Source organism: Chitinophaga sp. 180180018-3 (genome assembly GCF_037893185.1).
In the GTDB taxonomy this organism is placed as follows: domain Bacteria; phylum Bacteroidota; class Bacteroidia; order Chitinophagales; family Chitinophagaceae; genus Chitinophaga.
On sequence record NZ_CP140772.1, the window covers coordinates 3,072,227 to 3,089,342 of the forward strand.

General features: G+C 47.2%; 16 protein-coding genes. 5 read left to right on the plus strand and 11 right to left on the minus strand.

Going from position 1 to position 17,116, the window contains the following annotated elements:
- Window positions 1-5: 5 nt before the first annotated feature.
- The 4 genes from UNH61_RS12030 to UNH61_RS12045 all read right to left on the minus strand — a co-directional run bounded on the left by UNH61_RS12030 (window position 6) and on the right by UNH61_RS12045 (window position 4,371).
- Entirely contained in the window at window positions 6-563 is a 558-nt protein-coding gene (locus UNH61_RS12030; RefSeq protein ID WP_326992236.1) for a TetR/AcrR family transcriptional regulator, read from the minus strand.
- A 162-nt stretch (window positions 564-725) separates the two neighbouring features.
- The gene (locus tag UNH61_RS12035; protein WP_326992237.1) at window positions 726-3,098 is read right to left on the minus strand and encodes an ABC transporter permease; all 2,373 of its coding nucleotides are present in this window, start codon (window positions 3,096-3,098) and stop codon (window positions 726-728) included.
- 264 nt (window positions 3,099-3,362) lie between these two features.
- Window positions 3,363-3,695 carry a GIY-YIG nuclease family protein gene (locus UNH61_RS12040; protein ID WP_326992238.1) on the minus strand — a complete coding sequence of 111 codons (333 nt, stop codon included), beginning with the start codon at window positions 3,693-3,695 and terminating at the stop codon, window positions 3,363-3,365.
- A gap of 82 nt (window positions 3,696-3,777) precedes the next feature.
- Window positions 3,778-4,371, minus strand: coding sequence for a TetR/AcrR family transcriptional regulator (locus tag UNH61_RS12045; protein ID WP_326992239.1), 594 nt, complete (start codon window positions 4,369-4,371; stop codon window positions 3,778-3,780).
- Window positions 4,372-4,471: 100 nt separating this feature from the next.
- Between UNH61_RS12045 and UNH61_RS12050 the strand changes: the two genes are divergently transcribed.
- A complete protein-coding gene (locus tag UNH61_RS12050; RefSeq protein WP_326992240.1) occupies window positions 4,472-5,455 on the plus strand; it encodes a glycoside hydrolase family 43 protein in 984 nt (327 codons plus the stop codon).
- Between the two features lie 13 nt (window positions 5,456-5,468).
- Here UNH61_RS12050 and UNH61_RS12055 read toward each other — a convergent pair whose 3' ends face one another.
- The gene (locus tag UNH61_RS12055; RefSeq protein ID WP_326992241.1) at window positions 5,469-6,728 is read right to left on the minus strand and encodes an MFS transporter; all 1,260 of its coding nucleotides are present in this window, start codon (window positions 6,726-6,728) and stop codon (window positions 5,469-5,471) included.
- 112 nt (window positions 6,729-6,840) lie between these two features.
- Here UNH61_RS12055 and UNH61_RS12060 point away from each other — a divergent pair, with 112 nt between their 5' ends.
- On the plus strand, window positions 6,841-7,746 hold the full coding sequence (locus UNH61_RS12060; protein WP_326992242.1) for a LysR substrate-binding domain-containing protein: 906 nt from the start codon (window positions 6,841-6,843) through the stop codon (window positions 7,744-7,746).
- Between the two features lie 57 nt (window positions 7,747-7,803).
- On the opposite strand, the gene UNH61_RS12065 is transcribed toward UNH61_RS12060, so the two are convergent.
- From UNH61_RS12065 to UNH61_RS12080, 4 genes are all read right to left on the minus strand, one after another.
- Window positions 7,804-8,748, minus strand: coding sequence for a hypothetical protein (locus tag UNH61_RS12065; RefSeq protein WP_326992243.1), 945 nt, complete (start codon window positions 8,746-8,748; stop codon window positions 7,804-7,806).
- A gap of 26 nt (window positions 8,749-8,774) precedes the next feature.
- Window positions 8,775-9,866: a FecR domain-containing protein gene (locus tag UNH61_RS12070; protein ID WP_326992244.1), complete on the minus strand. Its 1,092-nt coding sequence runs from the start codon at window positions 9,864-9,866 to the stop codon at window positions 8,775-8,777.
- Window positions 9,867-9,902: 36 nt separating this feature from the next.
- Entirely contained in the window at window positions 9,903-10,460 is a 558-nt protein-coding gene (locus tag UNH61_RS12075) for an RNA polymerase sigma-70 factor (RefSeq protein WP_326992245.1), read from the minus strand.
- 343 nt (window positions 10,461-10,803) lie between these two features.
- A complete protein-coding gene (locus UNH61_RS12080; RefSeq protein ID WP_326992246.1) occupies window positions 10,804-12,132 on the minus strand; it encodes a DEAD/DEAH box helicase in 1,329 nt (442 codons plus the stop codon).
- A 97-nt stretch (window positions 12,133-12,229) separates the two neighbouring features.
- On the opposite strand from UNH61_RS12080, the gene UNH61_RS12085 reads away from it, so the two are divergent.
- Window positions 12,230-13,159 (plus strand): NADP-dependent oxidoreductase, encoded by a 930-nt coding sequence (locus UNH61_RS12085; protein WP_326992247.1) that lies wholly within the window; start codon window positions 12,230-12,232, stop codon window positions 13,157-13,159.
- Here UNH61_RS12085 and UNH61_RS12090 read toward each other — a convergent pair.
- Entirely contained in the window at window positions 13,156-13,548 is a 393-nt protein-coding gene (locus UNH61_RS12090) for a helix-turn-helix domain-containing protein (RefSeq protein WP_326992248.1), read from the minus strand. The two genes, UNH61_RS12085 and UNH61_RS12090, sit on opposite strands and share 4 nt — an antisense overlap.
- A gap of 101 nt (window positions 13,549-13,649) precedes the next feature.
- Between UNH61_RS12090 and UNH61_RS12095 the strand changes: the two genes are divergently transcribed.
- Together UNH61_RS12095 and UNH61_RS12100 are read left to right on the plus strand one after the other, a co-directional pair.
- The gene (locus tag UNH61_RS12095) at window positions 13,650-14,360 is read left to right on the plus strand and encodes a DsbA family oxidoreductase (RefSeq protein WP_326992249.1); all 711 of its coding nucleotides are present in this window, start codon (window positions 13,650-13,652) and stop codon (window positions 14,358-14,360) included.
- A 132-nt stretch (window positions 14,361-14,492) separates the two neighbouring features.
- Window positions 14,493-15,470 (plus strand): ion channel, encoded by a 978-nt coding sequence (locus UNH61_RS12100; protein WP_326992250.1) that lies wholly within the window; start codon window positions 14,493-14,495, stop codon window positions 15,468-15,470.
- 11 nt (window positions 15,471-15,481) lie between these two features.
- Here UNH61_RS12100 and UNH61_RS12105 read toward each other — a convergent pair whose 3' ends face one another.
- Window positions 15,482-16,924, minus strand: a complete 1,443-nt coding sequence (locus UNH61_RS12105) for a sodium:solute symporter (RefSeq protein ID WP_326992251.1) — start codon at window positions 16,922-16,924, stop codon at window positions 15,482-15,484.
- Window positions 16,925-17,116 lie beyond the last annotated feature (192 nt).

Below are 17,116 nucleotides of genomic sequence, written 5' to 3' on the forward strand. Positions count from 1 at the left end.
AGTAGTTATTTTTTGCAGAGATCTTCCATCAGTTGTTCCGCTATCTGCCGGAAAGCTGCTGGTCCCATTACCCTCGATAAGAGGAGGGAAGATTGTAGATTCGACATGATAATCAGGGCTCGTGCCTGCGCAGTACCCTTAAAATGAAGACGTTTATTTTTTCGCCCCTGCTCCAGGCAGCCGGTCAGCCATATCACAATTTTATCGGCCATTTCCTGCACTTTTGCCTGCATAGACGGTGCCAGTGTTTCAAAATCTGTCGCCAGTGAGCCCATCAGGCAAATGTTCCCCTCACTGCAGTATTTCCGGAATACCTCGAACAGCTTCCCCAGCTGCTCTTCTTCCGGTAGCTTACGCCAACTTTCTGTATTGGCGCTGAATTTATCCATCTCCTGTTCTATGACTTCCACCCCCAGATCCGTTTTGGCCGGGAAATGGTAATGAACAGCCGCATTCCTGATATCCAGCGGATCCGCGATATCCTTATAGCTGAAAGCATTATATCCCTTCGTCCGAACCAGCCTGTCGGCCATTGCTATTATTTTACCCTTTGTATCCGTCATAATGGGGCAAATATACTTACTTAGTAGTAAGTAGGAAAATAAATTAAGAATTGGGAATTACGAATTACGAAATACAGAGGAGATCTTAGCGGATATCAAAAAGTATCACTATCCGCTAAGATCTCCTCTGTATTTCGTAATTCGTAATTCCCAATTCTTAATTTATTCTTTCAGGTTCTCCGCCGGATTCCCCATAGCGGCCTTTATAGACTGGAAACTGACGGTGAACAATGCAATGATCATGGCTATAATACCGGCCAGTACGAATACCCAGTAGTGGATGTTTACCCGATAGGGGTATTTCTGGAGCCAGTTGCTCATGGTAAACCAGGCGACAGGGAAGGCGATGATAGCGGAAATGGCTACCAGTTTAAGAAAATCGGCAGAAAGCAGTTGCGTGATATTGGTGGTGCTGGCGCCCAGTATTTTTCGGATGCTGATTTCTTTTGTCCGGCGTTCGGCTGTGTAGGCTGCCAGCCCGAATAAACCAAGACAGCTGATCAGAATGGCCAGGGCAGCGAATAATCGTGATAACTGCTGCATAAGCATTTCATTGACGAACATGGCGTTGAACTGATCATCTACAAACCGGTAGGAAAACGGATAAGCCGGATTGTATTGCTTCATAACACGACCGATCTTTTCCAACGCTGCTTCTTTATCAATTCCGCTTGCCATACGTACATAGGTCAGGGTGGCTTCTTCCGGTATACAATAGAACACCACCGGGTCCGGGGTGCCGTACATATTACCGTAAACGTAGTCCTCTACTACACCTGCTACGCGGGATTTTATCACGGAATCGCGGCGCAAAGGGGTCATGATCATTTTACCTACGGCACTGCCGGGCCCCATTAATTTCTCCATCGACGCAGTAACGATTACATCATTGCCATTGGCTGCAGCAATGGGTTTGAAGTCACTGCCGGCAATGAATTTCATTCCCAGGGTACTGAAAAACCCGGGACTAATAAGCCGTTGAGAGACGAGTATTTTATCGGTTGGCCGTTTGCCGGTCCAGTCAAGACTATTCGTATTATTACCACCATAAATAGCCTGGTGATCGGCCAGGGCTACCTGGTCTACCGCACCCGTTGCGAGCAACGCAGTTTTGATGAATTCGTAGTGTGTGTTCATCTCCCCGGTATTATTCATTACAATCAGGTTTTCCTTATTCAACCCCAGGTTACGGTGCTTCACATGTTGTATCTGCTGAAAGATGATGATGGTGCAGATGATCAATACAATAGAAATGCTGAACTGCGTGATCACCAGGCCTTTTCGGATAAACGTGCCTCCGCCGGGAGCGGATTTGAAACCTTTCAGCACTAATACCGGGTTAAACGACGAAAGGTAAAGCGACGGGTAACTCCCTGCCAGCAAGCCACAAGTAACGGTTAATATCAGCAGAAACAGCACATGCGTGGGAGCGAGGAGGTCGACGGTCAGCTGTTTGTCTACCATCTTGTTAAAAGCAGGCAGACAAATATACAGCAGCAGCACTGCAATTACGGCGGAAAGGATGGCAAAGAACAATGCCTCCCCGATGAATTGTAATACCAGCCTGTTTTTGCTGGCCCCCATCGTTTTGCGGACGCCTACTTCTTTTGCCCGCTTCTCGCTGCGGGCAGTGGAAAGATTCATGAAATTAATACAGGCAATCACTAAGATGATCCAGGCAATCAAAGAAAACAGCCGTACATACTCAATCCGGCCGCCGGATTGTTTGCCATCTATAAATTGACTATGCAGGCGCCAGTCGTTCATACTCAACAGAAAAGCCTGATTAATAGCATGCGGATCACGTTGCCTGATTGCGTTTTTAAGCAGATTGTTGATGATGTCGAAATTGGCATTGGGCGCAAGTTCTGCGTATATACTGACCGAATTGGCATCCCATTCGGAAAGGTATTTATTCGCCCGGTAATAAATCTCAAAGGGTGCTACCCAGTCGAATTGTATGCTGGAGTTACCGGGATTATCTTTCACCACGCCGCTCACGACGTAAGGTTGCTTATTATCGACGATGATCGTTTTTCCTACGATATTCCTGGTGGCACCAAAAAGTTTTTGTGCTGTTTTTTCTGTAATCACCAGCGAATACAACTGCGAAAAGGCAGTAGCAGCATTTCCTTCCACAAAAGGCAACGTAAAGATCCCGAAGAGAGACGGATCGGCATACATCCCGTTGGCGTAAGTGGCTTTTTCGCCGGTGCCAAACATCGCGTTGATCGGCCCTTCAGTTGTCCGGCAGGTTTGCCGGATACCCGGCAATTCCCTTTTCATGGCCTCCGCCATCGGGGCAGGGCAGGAGGAGAAAGTCCGGATACTGCCATCATAGTTCCAGTGCTCCATTACCTGATAGATCCGGTCCTTCTTCTGATGTATATGATCAAAAGTGACCTCATCTTCTACCCACAGAAAAATAACGCCCGCACAGACAAGGCCCACTGCCAGCCCGAAAATATTGAGAAAGCTGTAGGTCTTATTCTTCCAAAGGTTTCGCAAAGCGATCTTTAAGTAGTTTTTAAACATAGTGGTTACACTTTAGCAATAGTGTCTGTACCCTGGAACTAAGATGGTGCCATGCCATCATTCTTTGAAAATCAACTGTTTGGAAAATAACTGGCGTCCGTTTTTAAACCTTATTGTCCGGAATTGAACAGGGAGGAGAAAGAATGAAGAATAGGGGATGAAGAATGAAGCAACAGCGGGAAGATTTTAGCGAATAGAATCGCTAAGGTGAACAACATCCGCTAAAGTTCTTCCCGTTGTTGCTTCATTTTCTGGTTTTCATTCTCAATAATGATCTCCTTGCCACTGTTCTTTCACCAGTGCTTCCAGTGCCTTCAATTCCCTTTTATAGTCCGTTTGAGGATCGTCACTTTCTTTCAATACTTCGAGTATTTCGTAAACAAAGTCGTCGCCGTTTTGTTCCTGCCAATCGCGCTGCAAGGCTTCATTGGCATATCGTCCGGACATTAGCTGTACCCGTAGCGAGTTCCAGGCCCTGTCTACGTCCATGCTGTTGCCGATCAATACTTTGTTGTTTCGCTTGTTCCGTAGCTGGAAAACACCTTTTCGGAATACCATCTCCCTATATGCCTGCTTCAATTCTTTCTTTGAGGTCATTGTTTACTGTTTTATTGTTGAGCTGTAAAAACTATTTGTCCGTTTGATGTTTGCTTCATCATTCAGCGGTTGAGGTCATTGTTTACTGTTTCAATTGCTGATCTATGAAACTGCCTGCCTGTTTCACGAATGCCTCATAGCTCCCCGGATAACGCCGGTTGAGATACAGCGTAAGGAGCCCCGTACAGCCGTAAAGCAGTACCATATTCTTATGTGCCGCCTCTCTGATGGTTAGCATGCGCCTGTCGACACAAAACTCCCAGTCTGCCGCGCAAAGATCGCCCAGCAACGATGTTACCAGCTCGCTGGTATTGCCTTTCTGATCTATATCGGATAGTTTCTCGTTGAAGAAAAGGTCGAATATCCCCGGGTACTGAATGAAGTAATCCATATAAGCCAATATGATCGCTTTCAGCCGCTTATTGCCTGGCGTGATACTACTGGTGCGCCCGGCCGTATACTCCTGGCATTCTTCCCGGAAGTCCTTTACGCAAAGGAATACCAGGTCTTTTACGTCCTTGAAGTAGTTGTAAAGCGTGGCAAAGGAATATCCCGCACGATCTGCTATATTCCTGACACTGACGCTTTTCAGCCCTTCACTTTTCAACAGCTCTTTGGTAGCAGCAATAAAATATCCTCTGACCCTTTGCTCCTGGATTTCTTTTTTATTTACCATAGTGCAAATATATTGAACAGTGTTCAAATTTTGTTATGATATTAATAAGAATTGCGATTCCTAATTCTTATTATATTTATCGGTTTCTAATACTCATGATATGAAAAGACTCTTTGTACTGTTGCTGGCGACGAGCTGCGCGTGCACGGTAATGGCCCAGCAAAAAAAGAAAGGCAATTTCTCAGGCAATCCCGTTTTTCCAGGCTGGTACGCTGATCCCGAAGGAGTAGTGTTCAACAAAGCTTACTGGATCTATCCCACCTATTCCGCCGCGTACGAGAAACAGGTTTTCTTTGACGCCTTTTCTTCTCCCGATCTTGTAAACTGGACCAAACACGCTGCTATTTTGGATACGGCTGCGGTAAAGTGGGCCAAACGCGCGATGTGGGCGCCGGCTATTGTAGAAAAAAATCATAAATACTATTTCTTCTTCGGCGCTAATGATATTCAGAACAACCAGGAAACCGGTGGGATAGGAGTGGCCGTGGCAGATAATCCGGCCGGTCCGTTCAGGGATTACCTGGGAAAGCCGCTGGTCGATAAGATCATTAATAAAGCACAACCGATCGATCAATACGTGTTCCACGACAGTGACGGGAAATACTATCTCATCTATGGCGGCTGGGGCCATTGCAATATTGCACAACTGAACGATGATTTTACCGGGTTCGTTCCATTCGCTGATGGTACAACATTCCGGGAAATCACCCCTGAAAAATATGTGGAAGGGCCTACGATGTTCAAAAAAGACGGTAAGTATTATTTCATGTGGTCGGAAGGCGGATGGACAGGCCCGGACTATAGTGTAGCCTATGCCATCGCAGATACTCCCCTGGGGCCGTTTAAACGTATCGGCAAGATCCTGGAACAGGATCCGGCGATCGCTACCGGCGCGGGGCATCATTCTGTGATTAGTATCCCGGAGGAAAACCGCTGGTACATTGTGTATCATCGCCGGCCGCTGACGGAGAAGGCTGCTAACTCCAGGGAAACCTGCATCGACCGGATGTATTTCGATAAAGACGGCTTCATTAAGCCGGTGAAGATCACCCGTGAAGGAGTCAGCAAAGCCGTTATACGCTAACACGGGAAGACTGTCAGAGCGGTCGGTAAGCAGGTGATTTTTTGATCAGATCACTATTATCGACCGCTTTCATAGCTGTTTGTTTTTTCCGCTCTCTTACGAAGATGGCGGTGGCTACTGCACCGCTTATGCCTGCTACAAACACTGTGAGCTGTGGCCCTATGAAATAAGCCAGCAATCCTGTAAGCAAACTGCCTACCGGGATAATTCCCTGATATGCCATAATGTAGTAACTGATGACCCTCGCCCGCATGGCGGGCGCTGCATGTGTTTGTATGTAGGTATTGATGGAAGAAGTTTGCGCCATCATGCCTACGCCCGATAGCATCATAAATACCAGTGCCATTGGAAGCCACTTACTGAACGAAAGCAATAACACACTCAGGGAAAATATCAGGCTCGCAGAAACCAGTATTTTTATCAGATCCCTGCCGGGTTTCAGTCGCGCCATGAAAATAGCAGACGCAATGGAACCCAGCCCGGCAGCGCTTTCGAACCAGCTGAAGGTTTTCGCATTTCCATGAAAGATATCTTTTGCAAACACCGGCATCAGCGTATTGAAAGGGATCACCAGCAGGCTGCTGGCGGAAAGCATCAGCAGCAACGACGCAATATCTTTATCGGAAGATACATACCGGTATCCTTCCCTGAGTTCTTCCCATATACTGCGATCGGACTTTACCACAGGCGGCAACGTAATTTTCATCATCCACAAAGAAATCAATACCGGTACATAGCTCAGGAAATTACTAAGGAAACAAAAATCTTCCCCAAACGCACTCAGTATAATTCCTGCCAGTGCAGGCCCGGCAATACGGGCGAAATTAGCCATGGTAGAATTCAGGGCAATTGCATTGGGCAGATCCTCGCGGTTCTCCACCATCTCCACCATCAATGATTGCCGGCAGGTAACGTCAAAAGCATTGATGACTCCCTGTACCAATGAAAGAAAAATAATGCCCGGAATATTATACCAGCGCAGCAGGATCATGCCCGCCAGCGCGCCGGCCTGTAACATCGAAATCACCTGCGTGAGCATCAGCAGGCGATACCGGTTGTGGCGATCAATATAACTCCCGGCATATGGCGAAAGCAACAGCGAAGGAATGAGGCTCACAAAACTAACCACGCCCAACAACATCGCCGAATTGGTTAACCGGTAAACCAGCCAGCAAACAGCTGTTTTCTGCATCCAGGTGCCGATCAGGGAGATCGACTGACCATAGAAAAATAACCTGAAATTCGGAGATTTTAATGCGCGAAATGTATTCATCTTATCACTTTTTGGGCTGGTGTTTCAATAAACTGCTGCAAATTTCGGTAATTGAGATATATTTGTTAAATAGATTGTTTTAATGGTTTTAATAGTTAAAAACGATTAATAGATGGAGCTGCGTCAACTAACCTATTTTGTGAAGGCAGCGGAGATGTCACATTTCACGGATGCTGCTGCCATGCTGTATATCACTCAATCCACTTTGTCGCAACAGATCAAGCAGCTCGAAAATGAGCTGGGGATGCTGTTGTTCGACAGGATCGGGAAGCATGTGCAATTGACGGAAGCGGGTCGCGTGTTCCTGCAACATGCGCGGCAGATACTGCTGGATGTCGACAAGGGAAAGCAGGCAATACAGGATCTGCAGCAGGTACTCCGCGGGGAGCTCCGTATAGGTAGCACCTACGCGTTTACATCTCTCTTACTACCTGCCCTTACCACTTTCCCGGTGAAATACCCCGGCATAAAGATCTATGTGGAATACGGCACAACGGCGGCGCTGGAACGCAAGCTCCGCGCGTCTGAACTGGATTTGGTGCTGGCATTTCATCAGGATGTATTTGGCGCCGACCTTAACATGCGGGAGCTGTTCCGGTCGAAAATGGTGGTAGTGGTATCGAAGAAGAATAAACTGGCGGGATTGAAGAAAATCAGCCTGCAAAATCTTAATGGGATGGATCTTATCTTTCCCTCGTTTGGTTTCAGTGCCCGGGATTCACTGGATGAGGTATTGAAAAGCAATAAAATTCAGCCGGCCGTTAAAATTGAGATGAACGATATACACTCCATCCTGAAACTGGTGGAAAAGGGGCATTGGGCTACCCTGCTCAATGAACGTGCGTTGCTGGGCTGGAAGAATCTGGTAGCCATTCCGGTAGAAGGACGTGAACTGCAACGAAGAGCTTATGTTATCTGGCAAAAAGGAATTTACCGCAAGAAGGCTGCGGATCTGTTCACGGAAGAGTTATGGAAAGGTATGCAGGAAGATGGTATTCAACCCGGTATCCATCGTTAAAAGAGTGGCCACACAGCAGCAGCCTCTTGCTGCCACCGGGGTGACCACCTGAAAGAGTTACTGGGCTTTTCTCAGGTCCGCAATGGGGCATCGGTAATAGCTTTCAAACGTCTGCGCCAGATCTTCCCAGCTATCGTACAGCGCTACGGCGGCGATATATGTCAACGTATAATCTGTTTCAACGATCATTTTAAAAACAGCAGCCATGGACTCCTGTAGTATCAGTTCTTCCACGCTGATCAGGAATTCCTGCTCAAACGGTACTTCGAGGAATTCAGGTACAACCCTGAACCGGTCGCATAATGCCTCTTTGCTGCCGGCTTCCAGTGGGTACTCCATGATAAAGGCTGCAATGCTGCGCAATTGCTGGCGATGATGTTCCATCAGCATCACAGGTGGATGAGTTTCCAGCGAGCGCAGGTAAGTACTGAAAAAATCGATGGCGTTCCGGCGGAAGAAAACATCAGCAACCTTTCCGATCATTCTGAAACCGGCGATCCGGCGCACGATATGGTAGTTTACCTCGTTTGGCCGGAAGGGGAGCTTGCTGACCGGGTATTGCCCCTTTTTGATACCCGGAATATCCAGGGCCTGAAAAAGCGGAAATTCTTTTTTGAGATAACCAAGATATGTCAGGTCGAAATACACCTGGAAATTGACGGCAAATTCCAGCTGCGTATCCGGACTGTCTCCCGTCATGATCCGCATCTGCGGGCCAGGTCCGCTATCCGTTGGACTGGAAATACCCGCTGGCAACATATATTTCTTGGGGTCAATCCGTTTGAGGGCAATCCCGTTGCCCAGGTGAATGAGGTGATAGTAAATAAGAAATTGTTCCAGTTCAATTTGCTGGCTAAATATGATACCGCTTTCATCTGCGTCCAGGAAGCATTTGGCATTTGGGATCAGCTGGGATTGTAAATAACCGGGAATACGTTCGTAGGTGATACAATCCGTCGTTTCATGGTTAGAGATGAGGTATTTGCTTGCAGGCAGATTCATAACTAATGGTTATTGAATGTTGTGGTTTATTTGAAATGCAGTGTGCTATCAGCGGTAAAATAGAAATCAGTACCTGTGGTGGCTTTAATACCATCCAGCAGGAAGCTCATGGGCGTATTTTTGTCCAGCAACCCGGTAAATCTCCGTTGTCCGGCGGCTGGATTGTCGACCACCGCGCGTACCCCGAACCAGCGGAAAATGGTGCCGCAAACTTCTTCAATAGGCATTTCAGAGAAGCAATACAATCCTTTCTGCCATCCCAGTTCCACAGTGGCATTAAATGGCCGGGTATCGAGCGATTCGGTTTTCTGATCGAAAACAGCCTGCTGACCTGGTTTCATCAGTATCGCTTTTTTGCCGGCCTTCATCCTTACTTTACCTTCTATCAGTGAAACCTTTACCAGGCCGCTATCGTAGCTGTTGATGTTAAAAGAAGTACCCAATACATCCACCGTACTGTTAGGTAGATGCACCTGGAAGGGTTTACCTGTTTGCCGCGCTACTTTAACGTAAGCCTCGCCATCCAGCGTAATTTCACGGGTATGCCCGTTGAAATTGAAAGGAAACTTCATGCTGGTAACAGCGTTGAGGGTTACGACCGAGCCATCGGAGAGGGCAACATCGAAGCGCTGGCCATGAGGTACAGAAATAGTATTGACACCTTCCGGCAGCGTGGTGCCGGTATTGAGGAAGAGCGTGTTATTCTTAACCGGAATCTCCCGGCCGGCTACATGGATAAGGCCGCTGGCTTCTGAAAGGTTGATGGCAGGCCCGCTGGCTGGCTGGAGAATCACGTCATTTCTGACAGCCACTACTTTTACCGGTTTTGAAGAGCGAAAGAAATTGAATTTCCAGACAGCAGCTGCCAATAACATAACAGCAGCGGCAGCCGTCCAGGGCATAAGTTTGCGGAGAATAGACTTTTTAGGCTGAAAATCAATTACTTCGATCCAGGCTGCCGGAGGATCTGGAATGTGCATGGAGGAGAGTTTTTCCCATTTTTCCCTGACATTAGCGTCCTCTTCAATAAGTTCTTCCAATAATTGATCATCTGCCGCTGAGATAGTTCCCGCCAGCTTTTCTGTCATCAACTTATATATTTCTTCTGCGCTGTTCATGTACACTATTAACAGTTTATTTAATCGGGCGGGGTATCAGAAAAGGATTTTTTTTAAAGATGCCCTCAAAGTTTTCAGCGCATTGGCCACTTGTTTTTTCACTGTCTCTTCACTGGTATCCATTACAGCTGCTATTTCTTTGCGTGTTTTGTGCTCCTGGTAGGCCAGCCGAAATGCCATCGACTGGCGTTCCGGTAACTGGCTAATGGCGGTTTCCAGCTGTGCTTTCAGTTCATCGTTCTCAAGTTTGTTTTGTGGCAGGGTGTAGGTGTCAGATAGTAAAATGTCTTTAAGTCTTTTGTTTCGCGTAGCATCTTTCGAAATTTTGTTCAGGCATCGGTTCCGTACACTAACGAACAGAAAATTTTTAAATGATTGGGTGCTGTCCAGATCAATCCGTGAGCTCAGGTCCTTTTCCCAGAAATCAATGAAGAAATCCTGTACCAGTTCCTGGGCCTCTGTTTCGCTCCTGAGTATAGTATATGCAGTTACGTATAACCATTGGTGGTAGTTTTCATAAAAATACTGAAACGCGGATGCATTCCCCGTTTTTAGTTGTGCAAGCAATTCAATATCGTTGATAGATGCACTCATGCTGGGATTTTGTTGATACGGCAGCTCCTGCATTGGCTGCACGAAAGGGTACGCGGTTTGTCAATGGTTGTCCGCCAGGCGTCCTGTTGCTCAGACTCTTTTAGCTGGATTTTCTGGAAGACGGCAGATATCGAATATTAACAAGCAGTATTATAGGGATATATTCGGGAAAAAATCATAAATGGTTTTTTCTTTTCATTGGAAGTTTGTTAACGAGATGTTATTCGGGCGAATTAAGAATATAGAAAGAAGAATTAAGAATGAAAGCGGAGATAGTAAACGCGAAGATCAACTTCGCTACTATCTCCGCTTTCATTCTTAATTCTTCTTTCTATATTCTTAATTATTTCTTCGGTTTCCTCTTCTTCGGCTTTCCGTATTTCATCATCATTTTCTCCTTATGGGAGACCTTCTGATTCGTTTTCAGGTTTTTGGCCTTTTTCTGATGGAAGGCAGGGCCCGCATCACTCCGGTCAGGCGCTTTAACGAGCGTATTACGCATATGTACTTTCGGAATTTCATCTTCCGTAAGCACATCAGATATTACCAGCTCCTCCGGTAACGGCTGTTCCGGAATAACATAGTTCATCAGTGCCTCGATTTTCTCCAGGTTCTCTGTTTCGGAATCTTTCGTAAACAGTATAGAGATCCCTTTTTTATCAGCCCTACCGGTACGGCCTATACGATGTATGTAGTTCTCCGGTGCATCCGGCGTATCAAAGTTGATGACGTGCGTTACTTCGGCGATATCCAGCCCGCGGGCAATGATATCGGTGGCAATCAGAAAACGGAGCTCGCCTGCCTGAAACCGGCGTACCGTATTGAAGCGGTGATTCTGCTCCTTGTTGGAATGAATGATACCGGTCTTATCGGGAAAGTCTTTTTCCAGCGGTTCGAAGAGGTCGTCTGCCAGCTGCTTGGTGCCGGCAAAGATCAGCGTCTTCGTCATCGTAGGATCCTTTCTGATCAGCAGCTCCAGCAAATTGACCTTGGTATTGAAGTTGGGCACGCGGTATACCGATTGGTCAATATTCTCCAGTGGCGTACCAGTGGGCGCTGCTTCTATCCTGACGGGAGCGTTGAAATGTATGTTTATCAATTGTTCCACGTCATCGGTAATGGTGGCGGAAAACATCAGGTTCTGACGCCGTGGCGGCAGCAGGTCCATGATGTTCTGCAATTGCGTCCGGAAGCCCAGGTTTAGCATTTCATCCACCTCGTCGATGATCAGCCGTTTGATGGATTTTACTTTCAGCGCACCGCTAAGAATGATGTCGTAAAGCCGGCCGGGAGTAGCCACCAGTATATCCAGCTTTTCTTTCACCGCTTCCATCTGCGGATTCATGTTTACGCCTCCATATACGCCCAGTACCGATACGCTCATGTAAGTGGTCAGTTTCTTTACCGCTTCCACGACCTGTATGACCAGCTCCCTCGTTGGAACAAGGATCAATATTGTAGGATGCTTTTCTTTCGAGAACTTAAACATACGCAGCACCGGCAACAGGTAAGCAAAGGTTTTACCCGTGCCTGTTTGCGCAATCCCGCATACGTCCTGGCCGGACATGATCACAGAAAAGGCACGTTGTTGTATGGTGGTAGGTGTTTGATAACCCAGTTCGTCCAGTGCATTCAATAAGGAAGCATTCAGATTTAAATCGCCAAAAGTCATGATACTGCTGAAAATATGAACGGCAAAGGTATGGAAAAGCCTGCAAAGGAAACTTTTTGCCTGCTGCTTTCTGCTTATCTTAGCTTAAATTGAATCCATGAAAAATCTGCATACACAGGCTATTGTTATTCATGCCTACGGCGGCCCTGAACAATTACAGCTGGAAGAAGTGCCGGTAATGGTACCGGCGAAAGATCAGGTGCTGATCAAAGTGGTGGCAAGCGGAGTGAATCCGATCGACTGGAAACTGAGGCAGGGGTTTATGCAACATCCGCTGCCTTATATACCAGGCGTGGAAGCTTCCGGCGTGGTAACTGCAGTAGGAGACGGGGTGTTCGGAATGACGACCGGCGACGAGGTGTATGGCGCTCTTGATGGCTCTTACGCGACTTACGCGATCGGATCAGCGGAGCTGCTCTTCAAAAAACCGACGCATGTATCATTTGAAGAAGCCGCCACGATGGCTGGCGCTAAAACTGCCTGGACCGCGCTCTTCGAAACAGGCGGATTAACCAAAGGGAAACGTGTGCTGATTCATGCTGGTGCCGGTGGGGTAGGACATTTCGCAGTGCAGCTGGCGTACAATGCCGGCGCCTATGTGATAGCTACTGCCAGTGCGGAAAACATGGACTTCGTAACAGGCCTCGGCGCCGATGAGGTGATCGATTACAAATCAACCCCCTTCGAATCGCAGACCGGGCAGATAGATCTTGTTTTTGATACCGTTGGCGGAGATACTACCGAGCGCTCGCTGCAGGTACTGAAACCCGGTGGACTATTGGTCAGCATCACCCAGATGCCTGATCCCGAAAAGGCGGCAGCAGCCGGGGTACGCGCGCAATTCAGCGGTTCCCGCTCTGTACAAGCCATGAGGGAAGTCCATAAACTCCTCGATAAAGGCCTGATCAAACCATACGTACGCAAAGTTTTCCAACCGTTGTCTGCTGCAGCCGCCGCCCAGGAATACAGCCAGCATGGCGGACCTGGACGTGGGAAAATTGTATTGAAAATAGGAACGGAAGATTAATTCTTTCCCAGCATTTTCTTTCTGTGCTGTATTCCCCATCTCTGCAACGCAATGATCACGCTATCTAAGGTGGAAGCGTAAGGGGTGAGTGTATACTCCACCGTTACCGGCTGTGTGTCGTACACGGTACGCTTTACCAACTTGTGCGTCTCCAGGTCTTTCAGCTCTTTCGAAAGAACTTTAGAGGTAATTTTAGGAATGCTGCGTTCTATATCACGGAAACGTTTATGCCCCCTGGAAACAGCGATGATGATTGGCAGCTTCCATTTCCCGCTGATCACATCCAGCGCGTCTCTTACAGGCATGATCACCTTATGGCAATCGGTATGGCTGTTTTCTCCTTCGCCCACCGGCTTACCGCAGTCGATGGTTAATTCTTCTGTTTTCATCAGTATGTTATTGGTTACCTCTGGTATAGTGCTTACTTTAAGGTAACTGGTTACTTTTTGATAGCAAATATATTAACTTTGTCGTTGCAACAAATAAAATTATGATGAAAGTAGAAATATGGTCCGATATCATGTGCCCGTTTTGCTATATAGGCAAACGGAGATTTGAAGCGGCGCTGGAACAGTTCCCTGGCAAAGGCGACATTACTGTTGAATGGAAGAGCTTCCAGTTGGATCCTTCACTGAAATCCCAGCCGGGAGTGGATGTATATGATCATCTGGCAGAGAAGAAGGGACAATCGCGGGAATGGTCGCTGGCGATGCACGAGCAGGTGACCGGGATGGCGAGGGAAGCCGGACTTACCTATAATTTCGATAAAGCGGTAATCGCCAATTCATTTGATGCACACCGGCTGATACAGTTAGCCAAACAGCATCAACTGGGCGATACGGCAGAAGAACGTTTGTTCCGGGCTTATTTTACAGAAGGGAAAGATATGAGCGATCCGCAGGTGTTGCTGGAAATAGGTACTGAAATCGGACTGCCCAAAGCGGCTATTGAAGCATTACTACATTCAGGCGATATGGCAGCTGCTGTGAAGCACGACGTACAGGAAGCCGAGCAGCTGGGCATTAGAGGAGTACCTTTCTTTGTACTTGATCGTAAATTTGGCGTTTCCGGAGCCCAACCCGTGGAAGCCTTCACCCAGGCACTGGAAAAGGCGCATGGCGAGTGGAAGAAGACACAGCCGGTGCAGTCATTTGATACACTGGACGGAGAGGTTTGCACCCCGGATGGGAACTGTGGATGAATGAAGAATATGGAATGAAGAATGAAGAAAAGGCGCGAAGGTCTTAGCGTGTATTATAAATCGCTAAGATCTTCGCGCCTTTTCTTCATTCTTCATTCCATATTCTTAATTTTACACTCTAATCATCCGTTTATGGCGCTTCTTAAAAGAATCAACCCCTTTTCCAAACAGAATAACGACACCGGCTTTGGTACGAATGCCACCGGCTATGGTGGACGTTTTCTTAACCGCGACGGAAGCTACAACATCCGCAGGGAGGGGAGATCGTTTATGCACCGGTTTAACATTTACCACGCGCTGCTGAACGTGCCTGCCTGGAAATTCGCTATGGTGATCTTCCTGTTTTATTTCTCTATCAACCTGGTGTATTCCGGTATTTACTGGTGGGTGGGCGTATCCGAATTCCAGGGAATTGTTGGCCAGTCGGCCTGGGCCAGGTTTAAAGAAATCTACTTTTTCAGTACCGAAACTTTTACTACGGTGGGATATGGCCGCGTAAACCCGGTGGGTGACGGCGCCAACGCGGTAGCTGCTATCGAAGCTATGACCGGCTTTCTTTCATTTGCCGTAGCTACCGGTCTTATCTATGGCCGTTTTTCAAAGCCCCGGGCACACCTGTTATTCAGCGATCATGCACTGGTGGCTCCTTATCAGGGTGGCACTGCCCTGATGTTCCGCTTTGCTTCCTATAAGGAAAACCATACATTAAATAATGTGGAGGTGCTGGTAACGACCGGATTTCAGGTACAGGAAAATGGAAACGCGGTATATAAATTTTATAATCTGCCGTTGGAAAGACGAAACATCGATAACCTGTCGATGAACTGGACAGTGGTGCACCCGATCGATGAAAACAGCCCACTGCTGGGCTTTACGGCGCAAGACATGGAAACAGCCGACCTGGAATTATATGTTACAGTAAGAGGGTTCAATGATGTATACGCCAATACGGTGTTGCAACGCACTTCTTACACTTACCAGGAGATTGCCTTCAACCGGAAGTTTGTGCCCATGTACCGGGAAAGCGACAATGGAAGAACTACAATACTGGAGTTGCACAAACTCGACAAATCTGTAGAAGTGGTCCCGGTGCCCGGCCAGCCGGCATAAATAATCTATTCTTAATGCTCTTTGTGGGATATCAGTAGTAAGCCAAGATAAGTAAACATACCATTGATCAGCAACAGTTCCAGCCCGATCTGGAATTTTCCGAAGAACGAGGCCTGGTAAACATCTACTATCAGGCAAAGGAAAGGAGCCGCAACACATACTACAGGCACCAGTTCGTCGTGCACTTTGCGCTTCGACAAAATACCGAATGCGAAAAGCCCCAGTAGCGGACCGTAGGTATAGGTGGCCACTTTAAGAATCACGCCGATCATACTCTGGTTATTCACCCATTCAAATACCATCACAAACAACAGGAAAATAAACGCCATCAGCAGATGTATACGCTGGCGGATCTTTTTCTTTTCTGCGTCTGTCCAGTCGTCCCGCCGCTGCATCCCCAGAATATCAATACAAATGGAAGAGGTAAGCGCCGTCATCGCCCCATCGGCACTGGGAAACAACGCCGAAATCAGGGCGATGATAAAGATAACAGAAATCACCGGTGGCATGTGATGCAACGCCAGCTCAGGGAATAATTTGTCGCCCGTAGCCAGCACCTGCTGCGCACCGTACAGGTTCAGCAACCCGCCCAGAAACAGGAACAGCCCAATGACTACCACCATGATGAACGCCAGTGAAACCATGTTTTTCCTGGAATCCTTTAGTGTTTTTACAGAGATGTTTTTCTGCATCATTTCCTGATCAAGACCGGTCATGGTGATGGTGATAAACGCACCTGCCAGTATCTGCTTTATAAAAAACAGCTTATCGTTCGGATCCGTATTGAAAATTTTTGTCAGGCCTTTCGACTGCATCATGCCAATGCTTTCACCCAATCCCAGGTTCATCGCATGCAATATGTATATCACGCAAATGATCAGTCCGGCCAGCATACAGCTGGTTTGAAGCGTATCGGTATACACAATGGTTTTTACCCCGCCTTCGTACGTGTATAACAGGATCATCAGCAGAATGATCAGGGTGGTGAGCCAGAAAGGCACGCCAAAGCTGGAAAGAATAGCATCCTGCAATATCCTTACTACGAGGAACAAACGGGCTGTAGCCCCCAGGGTGCGCGACAGGATAAAGAAAGAAGCGCCTGTCTTATATGAGCTCCTGCCGAAACGGGTGTCCAGGTAATTGTAGATGGAAGTCAGCTGCAACCGGTAGTAGAGCGGAATCAGCACATAAGCAATCGTAAGATACCCTATAAAATATCCCAGGGTGATCTGCATGTAGGAAAAAGCGTCTCTGCCAACTGCCCCCGGAACACTAACGAAAGTAACCCCGCTCAGGGAAGTACCTATCATACCGAATGCCACCAGCATCCAGTTGCTGTTTCGGTTGCCAATAAAGAAGGAGTCATTGTTGGAATTGCGTCCCGTATACCACGCTACTAAAAGCAGTATCACAAAGTAGGCAATGACAAATGAGAATAATAAACCTGGCGACATAGCGTAAAATAGATTGCTAAAAGATATAAAGATAGCAAGATAAGGTTTTAGCTGATAGCTATTAGCTTTTAGTTGCCGGCTTTTGTTTTTGTTTTTTGTATCGGAAGATGTCTGCGCGATGGTTATCCGGTGGTAAAATCCCTGCCTGAATTTTATTTGACTAGAGCAAATAATTTATTTGCTCTAGTCAAA